This is a genomic window from Coriobacteriia bacterium, from assembly GCA_003149935.1.
GTDB lineage: Bacteria > Actinomycetota > Coriobacteriia > Coriobacteriales > QAMH01 > QAMH01.
The window spans coordinates 182,946-198,696 of record QAMH01000006.1 but is presented as its reverse complement, the minus strand read 5'-3'; the positions used below and the strand labels follow the sequence as shown (position 1 = coordinate 198,696).

Below are 15,751 nucleotides of genomic sequence, written 5' to 3'. Positions count from 1 at the left end.
TGAACCGTGTCACAAGAACTTTTCACCTGGATTCCCGCATACGAGGCAATCGCCGACGCGCTCCTTGCGCGCAAGTACAACCGAGGCGAGATCCTGAGCGTCTTTGCCGAAATCACGGGCGATGACGAGCGAACCAACATCGACCCCTTCACGTTCTTCACCGCTTTCAATCGTTCCATGATCGAGGTCGACCGCAGGAGCGCGATCGAGACCATCATGCAGCGCTTTGGCGTAGATGCCCCCCTACCCCATGATTTCATCGGCATTCCTTGCTCAAACCAGGAGCACTGGCAGTACTTCGATGACTCGGACCAGGGCGTGGACGATTGCTGGCGTCTCTTCGAGACCGCCCTTGAGTTTGCCGACCAAGGCGAGCGCGACGAGGAGACATTCACGAAGTTCTGCGAGCTCTTCGACACGGTCCACAAGCAGGATGGCATCACGAAGGCACGCCTCACGCGCACCCTCTATTGGATGCGCCCCACGTTCTACCTCCCCTTCGGCGAGAAGAGCCGTGAATACCTCCATGGCCAATTCGGCATCAACACTCCCATCGTGATGAAAGGGGCACGCTACGTACGCCTCCTCAAGGAAGTCGCCGCCGTGTGCGATGAGCCCTTCTTCGAGATTGCAGCGCGTTCCTACAAAGCTGCCGACGATTCGGCTTGGTGGCCCTACGCGATCGACTACGACCCGGACATGAGCATCCACCAGTGGATCACCATCCTCGAAAACGAGGAACTCACCACACCGGAAATCATCAAGGTGCTCAAGTTTATCCACGAAAACGGCGATGAGATCACTACCGAGGAGCTCGCTAACCAGTTCCTGCATGATCGCGAATACTACAGTAGCCTTCTACGCACCTACGCACGCAACGTCGCACGCGAGATGGAGCGCGGTAACTTCAAGGGTTCATGGTGGCCAATCATGTTCATCGGGCGCAATGCCAACGAGATGGACAATCGCCCAGGCGATTACATCTGGCGCATGAGGCCCGAGCTCGTCGAAGCCCTCGTCGCGCTTGACAAAGACGAGCTTTAACTAGCGCGAGAAAAACTCCCGTTGGGCGTCTGCATCCAGGCGTCCGCTCATGCGTGCCCGGATCGCCTCTTCGACAAGTGCGTTGAAGAGATTTCCCATGTGCTTCTCGCCGAGGAAAAATTCGGGATGCCATTGCACGCCGAGCATGAAGGTCTTGTCGATGGCCTCGATGGCCTCGATGAGGCCATCCGATGCATACGCAACCGGCACAAAGCCATCGGCAACCATGCGCACGCCCTGGTGATGAAACGAGTTCGCTGCCGAAGAATCCGCTCCGAGTATGCCATGCAGACGCGATCCGCGCTTCACGTCGATGTAATGGGCCGCCTCTGTCGGCTCTTCGACCTGCCAATGCAGGATGGGCCTCCGCGTAAGGGAATCCACACCATCGTACTGAGCGGGCAAATCGACGTAAAGCGTCCCGCCATAGTGCACGTTCATGGTCTGCATGCCGCGGCAAATGCCGAGCGTCGGCACGTCGAAGCGATGCGCGAAATCGAGAATGAGTTCCTCGACGGCATCACGCAGCGGCGTGATTTCGCCCAGTTTCTCGTAGTCATCGGCATCTGGCGAGACTCCGTAACGCTCCGGGTCAACGTCCTGGCCGCCCGTGAGCACGAAGCCATCGACGATGGGCAGTAAGCGCTCGTAGACACGCCGGTCTTGCGAGAGCGGGAATATGAGCGGCACACCACCGGAAAGCACGATGGAGTTGATGTAGTGGTCATTCACGCGGAAGATGTGGTCTTCGGGCATCTGCGTGGGCACGATGCCGATGATGGGAAGCGTCCCCCGCTCCTGATTGTTGCTCGCGCTCATCTAGGCGGCAAGATACGCGAGCACGTGGGCGGTATCGACCACCCGCGAATCATAGCAACGCGAGAAGTAGTCGAGGGCATATTCCTGCGTGCCGATGAGGAAGGTGGCCGTCGCATCGGCGGCAACGATGGTCTTGTAGCCGCGGAAGTACGCCCCTGCCAGCGTCTGGAGCACGCAGATGTTGGTATCCGCGCCTACGACGATGAGCGTGTCAACGCCAAGCTCGCGCAAGGTCAGGTCAAGGTCGGTCTGGAAGAAGCCGTCGTAACGACGCTTCGGGATGATGTAATCGCTCGCGCATGGCTCAAGCGCTGCCGCGGGCTGCGCATCCTCCGTGTCGACGATGCCGTGCTCGCCCCATAGCTCGAGCTCACGGTCCAGACCGGGAATATGCGCATCGTCAACGAATACGACCGGCACGCCCGCCGCACGCGCGGCTTTCGTGATGGCTGCGCTGTTCGACACCATCTCCTCGAGGACGGGCAGGACGGGATTCGATCCTCCGAGTACGTCAACGACAAGCACGGCCGTCTTGCTCAGGTCGATGTTGTCGGACTGCTGCCAGGTGGTTTCCTGTGCGACGGGAAGATACGCCATGAGATTGCTCCTATCGATTTGAGATGACGAGAAGGAAGATTATAAAGATGACGAAGGCGATTGCCGCGACGATGACGACGGCACGTGCCTTCCCCGATGCCGCCTTGCTAAGCGCATGCTTGGACTCGAGACTGCTGACCTGCGCTTCCATCGCAGCCGCCGTCCTCTCGTTCTCCTCGATGCGCGCGGCCATGGCCTCGGTTTCCTCGGGATGCTCGATAACGTACTCGCAAAAGCTGACGCGTTCGTGGGCTGCGGCAAGGCGCTTCTCAAGCTCCTCGACGCGCTTTTCCGCCTTCTCCTTGTCGCCGTTGAGATGCTTGATGCCGTCGAGCGCGCGCTTCTGCTTGGAGCGTTCCTCTTTCTCACGCGCATCGAGAGCCTTCTGGGCGCTGCGTTGCGCGGCCTTGGCGGCTTCGAGTTTGCCGTTGACCTTGTCGACCACGGCATCGTGAGCCGCTTCCGTCGAGGCAACCGCAGGCGAGTCCGCATCGAAGAGGTCGAGGGAGTCGCGCTGGGCCTTCACCTGCTTGAGCTCGTCTTTGGCCGAGGCAAGCTCGGCGTTGCGCAGGTCGAGCTCGTCCTCGAGCGGACGACGCTCCTTTGCCTGCCTGCGCTTGAGATCGGCAAGGTCGTCGTTAGCCTCGGCGATCTTGGCCTCGATCTCCTCGCGATTGCGCGTGGCGCGTTCGATATCGGAGTTGGTCGCCGCGATAATGTGCTCCTGATCAACGAGTATTGACTCGTGATTGAGCGCGATATTCACACGGTCGTCGTAGGCCTGCTTGAGCGTGGCGAGCGTCTTTTTGTACTCGTCAAGCGCCTTGCGTTTCTTCTTGAGGTCGCGACCCTGGGCCATGCTCGTCCCGAGCGCCGAGAAGCTCTCGAGATATTCCTCGGCATCGAAGAAGCTCTTCTCGCTCATATCCTGCGTGGCGTTTTGGTCATTCGTCCGCAGTTCAGCGTGATCGGCGTCATCGTAACGCGTCCCACGGCTTGTCGTTGGTTCCATTCTGGTCTCCCTCGTACAGACACCCGAATTATGCATGCTGCCCATTGTACTCGGACGAAACGATTTGCCACGCACCTTCTGAGAAAAAGTCTATTTGTCCAAATCGACATGAGGTTATATAATTTGGTCAGTTTTATGTATTTGTCCGTCATTCAATAGAAACGGCATCGATATGCGCGATTTAGATTACAACGCCACCCTGCAAAAGCTCTTCACTCCCAGCATCGTCGCGACGCTCACCCAAATCCACGAGGGCAAGGGCATTCTGCCCATCGCGTCCGTCACCGGTCAGGACACGCTCGAGAAACTCAACGAAATCGCCAAGACACGCGATGCGGGCGCCTCATGTCGCCTCGAGGGCATCAAGGTGACCGAAAAGCATTTGCGTGAGCTGCTCGATGGCAAGGAGCGGGCCAACACGGATGCCGACAAGGCGGTGCTCGGCTATCGATCCGTACTCGAGACCATCGACAACAGCTACTCCACGCTGCGCATATCCCCGGCCATTATTCTCCAGCTGCACAGCGACCTCTTCCGCTACGCCGATGACGTGAAGAGCGTCGGCAAGTGGCGTGGTGGCGATCGCGCTCGCGCGGCATCGTATGGCCAGACGAGCTTCATGCCGTCGGATGGCCCGGTCAAGTATCACGGCATCCGCACCGACCTCGTGAGTGCGCCGGATGTGCCGGCCATGATGCGCGAGCTTTGCAATGCCTATAGCAACGCCTTGCGCGAGAAAACCTACAGTCCCCTGCTGGCGAGCATCATCTTCCTGCTCGACTTCGTCTGCATCTATCCCTTCGACGAGGGTACGGGCCGTATGTCGCGCCTGCTCGCATCACTCATGTTCGACAAGATCGACTTCACCGTCGGCCGCTACGTCTCCATCGACTCGGAGCTTGAGGCAACCCAGGACGATTACTTCGGCACCATGAAGGAGAGCGCTCAGGGCTGGGAGACCGGCGAGAACGACTACACGCCCTTCGTCGAGTACATGCTCGACGTCATTCTCAAGTGCTACGAGGACCTCACCGACCGCACCTCCGCCCTGAGCGTGCGCGGCAGCAACGAAAAGACCATTAGGCAGTACTTCCAGTCCATCGATGAGCCGGTGAGCAAGATCGAGATTCTCGAGTCCAACCCGATGATGAGCCAAAAGACACTCGAGCGCATCCTGCAGAAGATGCAAAAGGAGCACTCCATCGAGAAGGTGGGTGCCGCTCGTGCCACGCGTTACCAGCGCGTCGTGCGCCAGATCCCGATGTAGGGCCTAATCGACCGACTTAAGGCTCTCGACCATGTCGATGGCCCTGATCTTGGGGCGCATGGCGAGCGAGACGATAAACGAGAACACGATCGTGAGGGCGAAGGCGATCACGAAGCTCAAGAGGTGTATGTCGCGGCCGAACATCATCTCGTCGACCTCTGCCGTCACCACGACGAAGCTCTCCATGCCAATGCCCAGCACGCAGCCGATTAGCGCGCCGATGATGGTGAGCAGAATGGTCTCGCGGAAGATGTAGTCGTTGGTCTCGCGTGGCGTGAAGCCGAGCACCTTGAGCGTCGCGATCTCCCGCATGCGCTCGTTGATGTTGATGTTCGTCAGGTTGTAGAGCACCACGAAGGCAAGCAACGCGGCCGCGATGATAAGCACCCAGACCACGGCATTGACCGTGCGTAGCATCGTGCGATAGGTCTCGATAACCTCATCGTAGAAGCTCACGACTTCGACGCCACCGACGTCGAGTAGCTCGTTGGCAAGCGCCGTGCGCTGGTCAAGCGGAGCGTATGCCATGCAGATGGTCTCGGCGAAATTGCAAGACGTGCCCATGACGGCCGCATAGGATGCAGGTGACATGAAGATACCCTGGCCGGTGTAGTACTCGGCAATGCCGGATACGGTGACCTCGTGCGCTACGCCCTCGCGCTCCCCGACCATGCTTTGATCGTAGATCTCGATCGTGTCGCCAACGGAGACGCCAAGCTCGCTTGCGAGCTTCTCGGTAACGACAGCCCCCGTCTCGCCAAGCGCGAGCGGCGCATGGCCAACACGTTCGCGCAGCGTGTAGAACGCGTCAAAACGTTCGAGATCGGCTGGTACGACGAGCGCTGCACGGATGTCCTTATCGGCACCCTCCCGCGTGACGATGGCGTTTTCACGCCCGATTTGCATCGTGTCGGTCACGATGTCCGAGCTCGCGAGAATCTCCTCGACGATATGCGCGTTATGGGGATCTTGCTCCGCATTCGTCGTGATCTCCAAGTTGAAGTGCTGGATCTGCCCGAACTGCTTCTCGATGATGTCGTTGATGCCATCACGCAGGCCCAGGCCCGTGAGCAAAAGCGCCGTGCAACCGGCGATGCCGATGACGGCCATGAAGAAGCGCCGCTTGTAGCGGAAGAGGTTGCGTGTCGTAACCTTGCTCGAGAACGAGAGTCTGCGCCAGATGGGCCCGACGCGCTCGAGCAAGATGCGCTTGCCGGCCTTGGGCGCGCGCGGCAGCATGAGAAGTGCGGGGCGTTCACGCAGCGAGGAAAGCACGGCAAACAGGGTTGCCAGCAAGGTAATGCCCACGCTCAAGGCAAAGGCAAACAGCGCAATGGTGACATCGATGGGAGAGGAACTGATGGGCAGTGCATAGATGATGGCGTACGAGTTCATGATGAGCTGGGGCAATGCCTGCGAAAGCAGAAGTATGCCGACGATGCTTCCTATGCCACTGGCGAGCAACGCATATATGAGGTACTTGGAACATATGCGCGCATTGCCATAGCCAAGCGCTTTATAGGTGCCGATGAGCATGCGCTCCTCTTCCACCATGCGCGTCATCGTCGTGAGCGAGACAAGCGCTGCCACGAGGAAGAAGATGAGCGGGAACACGCGTGCGATCTGGTCGATACGGCTCGCATCGGCCTCATGTCCCGCCATGCCCACGTTCTTGCCACGGTCGAGCACGTAGAAGTCAGGAAGCTCGATGGCGTCGATGTCGGCCTGGGCATCATCGAGTTGCGTCTTCGCGTCGGCGAGCTCGCGCAGGGCGTTTTCGCGGTTGACGCGATAGGTCGCAAGCCCGCTTTCGTATTCTGCGCGGCCACTCTCGTACTCGGCTTGGCCGCGCGCATATGCCGCTTCGCCTTCCTCGTAAGCCGACTGACCGGCATCTGCCTGGCGAAGCGCCTCTTCGTATTGTGCCTTGCCGGCGGCGAGTTGGGCGGCTCCTGCGTCGAGCTGTGCCTTGACTGCAGAGAGTTCGCGCTCGCCAGCGGCAAACTGCGCTTCTGTCTGCGCGCGCTCGGCGTCGAGCGCTGCCTGGGCATGGGTACGTTGCGCTGGATCGGGAATCTGGTCGACCTGCGCCTGAGCGCTCGCAAAGCGCGCTTCGGCCTCGGCACGCGCCGCCATGAGCGCAGTTGCCTGCGTCTCGTACTCGCGCATGCCGGCATCGACCTTTTCCTGTTGCGCATCAAGCTCGCGTTTGGCTGCCTCGAGCTGAACTGCGCCTTCGGCAAGTTCGTCCTTTGCGGCATCGAGCTCGTTGCGGCTGTTGGCGAGCGTGGAGGCCGCGTCATCCAGCTGGGCCTTGGCAGAGTCAAGCTGGGAGGCGGCGTCGTCGAGCTGGGACATTGCCGAAGCATATTCGCGATCGTATTCGGCACGGGCGTCGTCGAGCTCGGCTTGGGCGTCGGCCTGCACTGCCGAGAGTCGCGCGACCCGGAAATCGAGGCTCATACTCTCGAGACGTGCGACGAGCGCATCGGCAATCGAGTCATAGCCATCGCTTGGATACAGTTCGTCGGCAGCGCCCGTGGCCGTGACGAATGCCCCTGTATAAGGAAAATCCTCCGCATATGCTTCGGGGGCAACGAAGACATAGCTGTCGACATCACCAGATCCGAGCTCCGAGGAACCGAAGTTTGAGGTCATGAGATAATACGGCGAGCGCACGAGGCCCGTGATCACGAACTGCCTGCGTGCGAAGGTATCCGCAATGTCCCCCGAGCCACCGACGATCTCGATGACATCGCCAACCTGCATGGGCTCGTCGAGTACGGCGTCAGCTGCAACGACGCATTCGCCCGGCCCCGTAGGCCAGCTTCCTTCGACCAATATGGGGCGGTTGATGTATCCCTCATCATCGCTGATGGCATGCATGCCATCAGATGTATCCGAGCTACGCGCCGCATCGAGGTCGATGCTATTGAAGCGCATGACGTATTTCTCGTCATCATGTATGGCATATGCGTCGGCCATGCGTACCGGCTCGACGCTACGTACCCCTTCGACCCGCGCAATGGCGTCAAGGTCGGCATCATCGAGACCGAGCGTCCCCGTCACGTACAGGTCGCTCGCATTCGTCGCGTCATAGAACTCGTCTGCCGAGATGTTCATGTCAATCGAGGTCATGAGCAGACCTGCGAAAAATCCGCAGCCAAGCGCCGAAATGATGGCAATCGCCAGGAAGCGTCCCACGGAATGCGTGATGGACCGACGAACTTCCTTGTTGAATGCGCTTGCCATAGCCGTCTACATGCACTCCCCTACCACTCGATCGAGGCTGCAGAGCTCGGGGCGTCACTCAACTCGACGGAGGCAACCTTGCCCTCATGGATGTGAATGACGCGATGGGCAATGGGCTTGAAGGCAGTGTTATGCGTGATGAGCACGACCGTACGGCCATGCACGGTCGAGGCGTCCTGCAAAAGCTGCAAGATGGCCTTGCCCGTCTGATAATCGAGCGCACCCGTCGGCTCGTCGCAGAGCAAGAGCTTGGGATTCTTGGCAAGGGCACGGGCAATCGCGACGCGCTGCTGCTCACCACCGGAAAGCTGCGCCGGAAAGTTATCCATGCGCTTGGAAAGTCCGACCATGGCCAACGCCTCGTCGGCTGGTAACGGATCATCGCAGATTTGCGCCGCGAGCTCGACGTTCTCGAGCGCCGTGAGATTCTGGACGAGGTTGTAGAACTGGAAGACGAAGCCGATCTCATGGCGACGATATTGGACGAGCTCCTTCTCGGTGAAGGAGCTCACGACACGATCGGCGAGCTTGATGGTGCCTGAGGTACACGTATCCATGCCGCCGAGCATGTTGAGCAGCGTGGTCTTGCCCGATCCGGAAGGGCCGACTATGCACGCGAGTTCACCCTCGTCTATGTCGAAGTTCAGGCCATCGGCGGCGCATACCTGCGTCTCGCCCATCTGGTAGATCTTGCGCACGTCTCTGAACTCGACAAATGCCATCGCTGGCTCCCTTGCGATAGTCTCGACAATCATCTTCAGCTGATAGTAGCATGAGCGCCACGGTCATGGCACGCGGACAACGCGCTTCGATATGGCACGCTAGAGCGTGGGGCTTGGCAGATACGTGAAGCGAGAAAGCCCATTGACCATCTCGGCAAAGGCCTGCTCCGTGATTTGGTCAGACCCGATGAAGAAGCTCTCGGACGGCGCGGAGCCCTCGCCTTGCTGGCCCCAGGAATGCGTATAGTCATATTCGAGCACGGCCACGCCCTTCGAAATGCTGTAGAAACTGTATGTTTCCGTGTTGGTACCCATCGTGGCGAAGACAACCTCATGACGCGCGGTCGAATACCAGATACCGGGATCATGGTTGGCACCACCGGCTGCCGAGCACAGTTCGACGACTTGGTGCGAGAAGGCATCGTAGGCGTAGACGGAGCACACGGCACCCATGGCGCTGGCGGAATTGCCCGCGATGAGCAACTCGGGCATCTCGTCACCATCGAGGTCGGCAATCTGGTAGCCAATCCCCGTACTACCGGCCTCCTTGGCCTTTGCCTCGAGGGCATCGGTCGCCGTCGTAATGCGCCCGGCCTTCTCAGCTGCAGCTTGTGCCACCGCAGCGGCCTCGTCACGCTTCTGCATGAGAGCGTCTCGATATGCTATCGCCTTGCCCTGCTCGAACCCGGACTCGATGGCGTAATCGTAGGCGAGGGTGATTTGCTCATCGGTGATATCCGCGGGATTGGCGAACATGAACTCGAACTTCGGGTAACTTGCTTCGATGACCTCGTCTTCGGAAAGGTCGGTAGGCATCTCGACCATAAGCTGCGTGTCGGGGACCTCGTAGAATTGTGCATCGTCAAGCAGCGGCGAAGACGCAACGGTAATCACGTAGCTACCGGGCGAAAGCTCGATACCCGTGCCATCTGGCCCGATGAAGGCGACGACGTCGACACCCTTGTTGTCCATGTCCACGCCCTCGACATGGAAGGGAATCTTGGAATCGGCAAGGTCATAGCCGGGCGCATCGACCTGCACCCAGACGGGATGGGCGGCAAGCGCCTCCTGATGCTGACGATACTGGTAGATGAACCACGCCGCTGCAGCGACAAGCGCGCAGGTGACAAGCAAAACGAAGAAAACGACGAGTCCGCGATGTCTGCGCGGCGATGGCGCATCCTGCGTCATCTCCGGCTGGGTTTCCTGCGCATCTTGCGTCTTGGGTGCGAAGGCCGCATCACCATCAGAACCGGCGTCCGAAGGAAGGATGGAATGCTTTCCTATCTTGAAGGGGGCATCAAGGGAATTCTCCTCAGACAGCACGACGGTCTCGTCAGGCGAGAGGTAGAGGTTTCCTGTTTTGCCGGCAAGATTAAGCGCTTGCGTGAGATCTGTGTCCTGCCCCGTCATGTACGTTACTTGACCACGAGAACCGGTAGATCGACGCCACGCAAGACAGCCGAGCTCACCGAGCCCAGGGCTGCACGAATGACACCGAGGCCACGCCTTCCCATGGCAATGCAATCGATACCATGCTCGTTTGCATAATCGCAGATAACATCCTGAGGTCGGCCGTTCTCGATGACGATCTGGATGTCGATGTTGTCGGGTACGCTCGCGAAGAAGCCTTGGATCTGCGTCTGGACGCTCTTGCGATGCTCGTTGTTGTAGTTGTCGCGCGTGGCGCTCAACACGGCGGCATCGATCTTGGGGACGCCGGCCATGCGGGCGGCGACCTCGAAGGTCGAATCGTCGAAATTCATGGGAGCCGCGACCTTGAGTACCGTAATCACGACGGGCACGCTCGAACTTGACATCTCGATTGCGGCTTTAAGCGCACGTTGCGAGGGCTCGGATCCGTCGAAGGGAACAAGGATGTTTCGATACATGGCAGCCTCCCGTTCATGATATGACCGTACCGCCATTATACTCCATGACGATAGGGGATGAGACACATTGGACAGGTACATCTGTCTCATTGTACGCAATGAGACAGATGTACCTGTCCAATGTGTCTCATCAGAGGAAGAACAGCAGGCTGTCGATGATGAAAACCGGTATGAGGAACACGAGCGCCCAGCCGATGTAGCCGAAGAAGCTCGGCATCTTGACGCCGGCGCCCTCGGCGATGTTCTTGACCATGAAGTTGGGAGCGTTTCCGATGTAGGTCACCGCGCCCATGAACACCGCACCGGCCGATATGGCGAGCAGGATCGTCGGATCCACGGAACCCACCGTGGTCGCCACCGCGCCGGCCGCGTCGGTGCCCAGGGCCCCGGCCGTGGTGAGGAAGACCACGTAGGTCGGCGAGTTGTCGAGGAACGACGATAGCGCGCCGGTGGCCCAGAAGAACCCCAGCGGCGAGTCTAGCCCGAGCGATCCGCCGTAGGCGCGCAGGATGGCCAGCGCCGGAATCATCGTGATGAAGATGCCTATGAAGAGCTTGGCGACCTCGGCGATGGGTGCCCACTCGAAGTTGTTGCGCGAGCGATCGTCCTTCGAGGTCGTGACCCAGGACAGGGCGGCGGCCAGCAGTATGAGGGCGATCTGGACGACGTACTCCACCCCGATGTGCACCCCGAAGACGCTGAAGCCGAAGGTCATCCCCGTCTCGGCGTCAATAAACGCCTCGAGCTGCGGGATGAGGCCGTTGAGGATGACACCCGCGATGACGAGCAGGAGGAGGAATAGGTTGTGCCAGCCCTGCAGGTGGATGGGCACACGGTCATCGGCGCGAGACAGCAGCTCGAGCTTCTCGCGGCTCTCGCGCGGCTCGCGGCGCGTGAAGTAGCGGTCGACGACGACGAACAGGCCGATGAGCAGGACGGTGTTGACGAGCAGCAGCGGCCAGATATGTTGCAGCGTCCAGAAGAACGGCACGCCGCGCAGGTAGCCGAGGAACAGCGGCGGATCGCCCAGAGGCGTGAGGCAGCCGCCGGCATTTGCGACCAGGAAGATGAAGAAGACGACGATATGCGCGCGGTACTTGCGCCATAGGTTGGCGCGCAGCAGAGGTCGTATGAGCAGCATGGCCGCACCAGTGGTGCCGACCCAGCTCGCAAGCAGCGTGCCGATGAGCAGCATGATGACGTTGTTTCTCGTCGTGCCGGCGATGGTGCCTCCCACGTGTATGCCGCCGGCCACGACGTAGAGTCCGAGCAAGAGCACGATGAAGGGAATGTAGTCGCCGATGACGACCTCGGCAAGTTGCTCGGCCGTGACCTCGGCCCCGTAGGCGAAGACGAAAGGCACGAGAAACAGTAGCGCCCACGCGAGCGCGACGAGCAGCTGATGCTTCTCCCACCACTCGGCCCTGACGAGCGGGAATATGGCAATGGACAGCAACATGCCCGCGAAGGGGATAATGCTCCATATGGGAAGTGTTTGGCCAAGTTCCATAGGATATTCCAGAGCGCTTTAGTACAATCGAGTGTTAACTATACCATTACACGTATGGGATTGGGTCAAAAAACGCACGTCAAAACAGGTGACGGCATCAAAGCGGAAGGACTATCCATGGTTAAGCTCACTGACAAAGGCGCCTACCTTATCGATGGCACACAGCTCGTTTTGGAGGATGAGCAAGAACGCCTCGAACAGCTAGGCATCACCTCTGCTGAGCGCGACCATGCACGTGAGGGTACGATTGCCCATTCCATTCTCTCCGCACACACCATCACGGATGACCTCGAGCACCTTCGCATCAAATTCGATGCGATGGCAAGCCACGACATCACCTACGTCGGCATCATCCAGACCGCACGCGCGTCTGGCATGGAACGCTTTCCCCTACCCTACGTGCTCACCTGCTGCCACAACTCGCTGTGCGCCGTGGGTGGCACGATCAACGACGATGACCACTTCTTCGGTCTGTCCGCGGCCAAGAAGTACGGTGGCATCTACGTGCCACCCCACATCGCCGTCATCCACCAGTTCATGCGCGAGAACTTCGCCGGTTGCGGCAAGATGATCCTCGGCAGCGATTCCCACACCCGCTACGGCGCTCTGGGCACGATGGCCATCGGCGAGGGTGGCGGTGAGCTTGACAAGCAGTTGCTCGGCGATACCTACGACATCGCCTATCCCGATGTCGTGGCGATCTACCTCACGGGCGCACCTCAGCCCGGCGTCGGACCGATGGACGTGGCACTTGCCATCGTGAGCGCCGTCTACAAGTCCGGTTTCGTGAAGAACAAGGTCATGGAGTTCGTCGGCCCTGGCATCGCGTCGCTTCCCACCGACTACCGCAACGGCATCGACGTCATGACGACCGAGACGACCTGCCTCTCCAGCGTCTGGCAGACTGATGACGACACCAAGGCATGGCTTGACCTGCACAAACGCGGCGACGATTACCGTGAGCTCAAGCCCGCGCACGTCGCCTACTACGATGCGCTCGTCGAAGTCGACCTCTCGGCAATCCGCCCCATGATCGCCCTGCCCTTCCATCCTTCCAACGCCTACACGATCGATGCGCTCTACGAGAACCTCGAGGACATCCTGCGCGAGACGGAACTCGCCGCCGAGAAGGTCGCCGAGGGTCGTGCGCATTTCAGCCTGCTCGACAAGGTGACGAGCGACGGCAAGCTTGCCTGCCAGCAAGGCGTCATCGCCGGATGCGCAGGTGGCACCTATAGTAACATCGTCGAAGCCGCCCATGCGCTCAAGGGCGCCTCGACCGGCTACGACGAGTTCTATCTCTCGGTATATCCCTCCTCACAGCCCGTATTCGTCGACCTCGACCGCAAGGGACTGCTCGCCGACCTCATGGATGCCGGTGCCATCGTGCGCACGGCATTTTGCGGCCCGTGCTTTGGTGCAGGTGACACCCCGGCACACAACGCCCTGTCCATACGCCACGCGACGCGCAACTTCCCCAACCGCGAGGGCTCCAAGCCGCAAAACGGCCAGATGGCGGCCGTCGCGCTCATGGACGCGCGCTCGATTGCGGCAACGGCTGTAAACGGCGGCAAGCTCACGAGCGCGACCGAGCTTGACTGCTGGGGCGATATCCCCGCCTACAACTACGACGACCGCGCCTATCAATCTCGCGTGTACTGGGGATTCGGCAAGGCCGATGAGGAGCAGGAGCTGCGCTACGGCCCCAACATCAAGGACTGGCCCGAGCAAGAGCCACTGGCTGACAACATCCTGCTGCGAATCGTCTCCAAGATCGAGGACGAGGTCACGACAACCGACGAGCTCATCCCGAGCGGCGAGACCTCCTCGTATCGCTCCAACCCCCTGGGACTTGCCGAGTTCACGCTCTCGCGCCGTGATCCCGACTACGTGCGCCGCGCCAAGCAAGTGCGTGACTTCGAACAGGCGCGCCTGGCCGGCGAACTGCCCGATGAGCTTTCCGCAGTCTACGAAGCCATCCACGGCATCACGGGCTTCGAGAACATCGATGCGGGCAGTATCGAGATCGGATCGACCATCTACGCACGCAAGCCGGGTGACGGCTCGGCACGCGAGCAGGCGGCGAGCTGCCAGCGCGTGCTCGGGGCACTGGCAAACATCGTCGAGGAATACGCCACCAAACGCTATCGCAGCAATTGCATGAACTGGGGCATGCTGCCCTTCCAGTATGCCGGCGACGTCGAGCTTCTCAACGTGGGCGACTGGGTCTTCGTGCCGGGCATCCGCGACGCGCTCGATGGCGACCTGTCCCAGATTCGCGCCTTCGTCATCGGCGATGCGGGTGCACGCGAGATAGAGCTTTCGATTGCGGACATGACGAGCGAGGAACGCGCCATCGTCAAGGCAGGTTGCCTCATCAACTACAACCGCGAGAAATAAAGGTTAAAGCCTCGTTTCGTGCGTCAAAAGAAGGGCGCACGCGAGGACATTTGCTATAGAATCAATGGCTACGTGAACACACGGCCGATGGATGGAGATGATTGCCGTGACGCAGAAGAAGGACCTGGATTGGGGCGAGCTGAGCTTCAGCTACATGGAAACTGATTTCAGCTACGTCTGCGAGTACAAGGACGGCGCCTGGGGTGCAGGCGAGCTTACACCCGACCATAACATCACCATAAGCGAATGCGCTGGCATCCTACACTACTGCCAGGAATGCTTCGAGGGCCTCAAGGCATACACGACCGAAGACGGATCAATCGTCTGCTTCCGCCCCGACCTCAACGCCGAGCGCATGTACGAGACCGCGGAACGCCTCTGCATGCCGCCCTTTCCCAAGGAGCGCTTCATCGAAGCCGTCAAGGAAGTCGTCAAGGCGAACGAGGCCTGGGTTCCGCCCTTCGGCAGCGGCGCCACGCTCTACATCCGCCCCTTCATGTTTGCATCGGGGAAGGTCATCGGTGTCAAGCCAGCTGACGAGTACCAGTTCCGCATCCTCGTCACGCCCGTCGGCCCATACTACAAGGGTGGTGCCGTGCCCATCCACATCTGCGTGAGCGCCTACGACCGCGCCGCACCGCGCGGCACCGGCAACATCAAGGCGGGCCTCAACTACGCGATGAGCCTGCAGGCTAACGTCGAGGCCCACGCCAATGGCTTTGCCGAGAATCTCTACCTCGATTCGCAGAGCCGTACCTACGTCGAGGAAGCCGGCGGTGCCAACATCATCTTCGTGAACAAGGAGGGCACGCTCGTCGTCCCGCAGAGCCATACGGACTCCATCCTGCCTTCCATCACGCGTCGTTCGCTCGTAGTCGTCGCACGCGACATGCTCGGCATGAAGGTCGACGAGCGTCCCGTCAAGATGAGCGAGGTCGAGGCCGGTGACTTCGTCGAGGCCGGCCTGTGCGGCACGGCAGCCGTCATCAGCCCCGTCGGCAAGATCACCTATAACGATGAGGTCATCGAAATCAGCGGAATGGAGAAGCCCGGCCCCGTCATGACCAAGCTGCGCGAGACGCTCACCGGCATCCAAAGCGGCGAGATCGAAGGTCCCGAAGGCTGGGTCGTCAAGATCGACTAGCGGACTCGCCATTTCGGCCAGAGATGCAAAATGAGACAGTTGCTCTGAGCAACTGTCTCATTTTTATTTGTCACACGAACCTCAGCGTGACA

The 15,751-nt window shown here is 60.0% G+C and carries 12 protein-coding genes; 4 read left to right on the top strand and 8 right to left on the bottom strand.

All coding sequences use genetic code 11. From position 1 onward, the window contains the following. The first annotated feature begins 6 nt into the window (after positions 1–6). Positions 7–1,044: a hypothetical protein gene (locus DBY20_03475; GenBank protein PWL78951.1), complete on the top strand. Its 1,038-nt coding sequence runs from the start codon at positions 7–9 to the stop codon at positions 1,042–1,044. Here the strand turns inward: DBY20_03475 and DBY20_03470 are convergent, their stop codons facing one another. The 3 genes from DBY20_03470 to DBY20_03460 are packed head-to-tail and all read right to left on the bottom strand — an operon-like array spanning position 1,045 to position 3,472. Beyond that, positions 1,045–1,863 (bottom strand): gamma-glutamyl-gamma-aminobutyrate hydrolase, encoded by an 819-nt coding sequence (locus tag DBY20_03470; protein PWL78950.1) that lies wholly within the window; start codon positions 1,861–1,863, stop codon positions 1,045–1,047. Continuing rightward, positions 1,864–2,460, bottom strand: a complete 597-nt coding sequence (locus DBY20_03465) for a cysteine hydrolase (GenBank protein PWL78949.1) — start codon at positions 2,458–2,460, stop codon at positions 1,864–1,866. A gap of 10 nt (positions 2,461–2,470) precedes the next feature. Beyond that, entirely contained in the window at positions 2,471–3,472 is a 1,002-nt protein-coding gene (locus DBY20_03460; protein PWL78948.1) for a hypothetical protein, read from the bottom strand. Positions 3,473–3,644: 172 nt separating this feature from the next. Here DBY20_03460 and DBY20_03455 point away from each other — a divergent pair, with 172 nt between their 5' ends. Next, entirely contained in the window at positions 3,645–4,739 is a 1,095-nt protein-coding gene (locus DBY20_03455; protein ID PWL78947.1) for a cell filamentation protein Fic, read from the top strand. 3 nt (positions 4,740–4,742) lie between these two features. Here the strand turns inward: DBY20_03455 and DBY20_03450 are convergent, their stop codons facing one another. The 5 genes from DBY20_03450 to DBY20_03430 form a co-directional block, all read right to left on the bottom strand. Further along, complete coding sequence (locus tag DBY20_03450) at positions 4,743–7,991, bottom strand: ABC transporter permease (GenBank protein PWL78946.1); 3,249 nt, start codon at positions 7,989–7,991, stop codon at positions 4,743–4,745. 20 nt (positions 7,992–8,011) lie between these two features. Beyond that, entirely contained in the window at positions 8,012–8,713 is a 702-nt protein-coding gene (locus DBY20_03445; protein ID PWL78945.1) for a macrolide ABC transporter ATP-binding protein, read from the bottom strand. A 99-nt stretch (positions 8,714–8,812) separates the two neighbouring features. Next, a complete protein-coding gene (locus DBY20_03440) occupies positions 8,813–10,126 on the bottom strand; it encodes a hypothetical protein (GenBank protein ID PWL78944.1) in 1,314 nt (437 codons plus the stop codon). 5 nt (positions 10,127–10,131) lie between these two features. Beyond that, complete coding sequence (locus tag DBY20_03435) at positions 10,132–10,695, bottom strand: universal stress protein (protein ID PWL78943.1); 564 nt, start codon at positions 10,693–10,695, stop codon at positions 10,132–10,134. Between the two features lie 40 nt (positions 10,696–10,735). Then, positions 10,736–12,115, bottom strand: coding sequence for a sodium:proton antiporter (locus DBY20_03430; GenBank protein PWL78942.1), 1,380 nt, complete (start codon positions 12,113–12,115; stop codon positions 10,736–10,738). 117 nt (positions 12,116–12,232) lie between these two features. Between DBY20_03430 and DBY20_03425 the strand changes: the two genes are divergently transcribed. Beyond that, complete coding sequence (locus DBY20_03425; GenBank protein PWL78941.1) at positions 12,233–14,515, top strand: hydratase; 2,283 nt, start codon at positions 12,233–12,235, stop codon at positions 14,513–14,515. Between the two features lie 97 nt (positions 14,516–14,612). Next, positions 14,613–15,659 carry a branched chain amino acid aminotransferase gene (locus DBY20_03420; GenBank protein ID PWL78940.1) on the top strand — a complete coding sequence of 349 codons (1,047 nt, stop codon included), beginning with the start codon at positions 14,613–14,615 and terminating at the stop codon, positions 15,657–15,659. Positions 15,660–15,751: the final 92 nt, after the last annotated feature.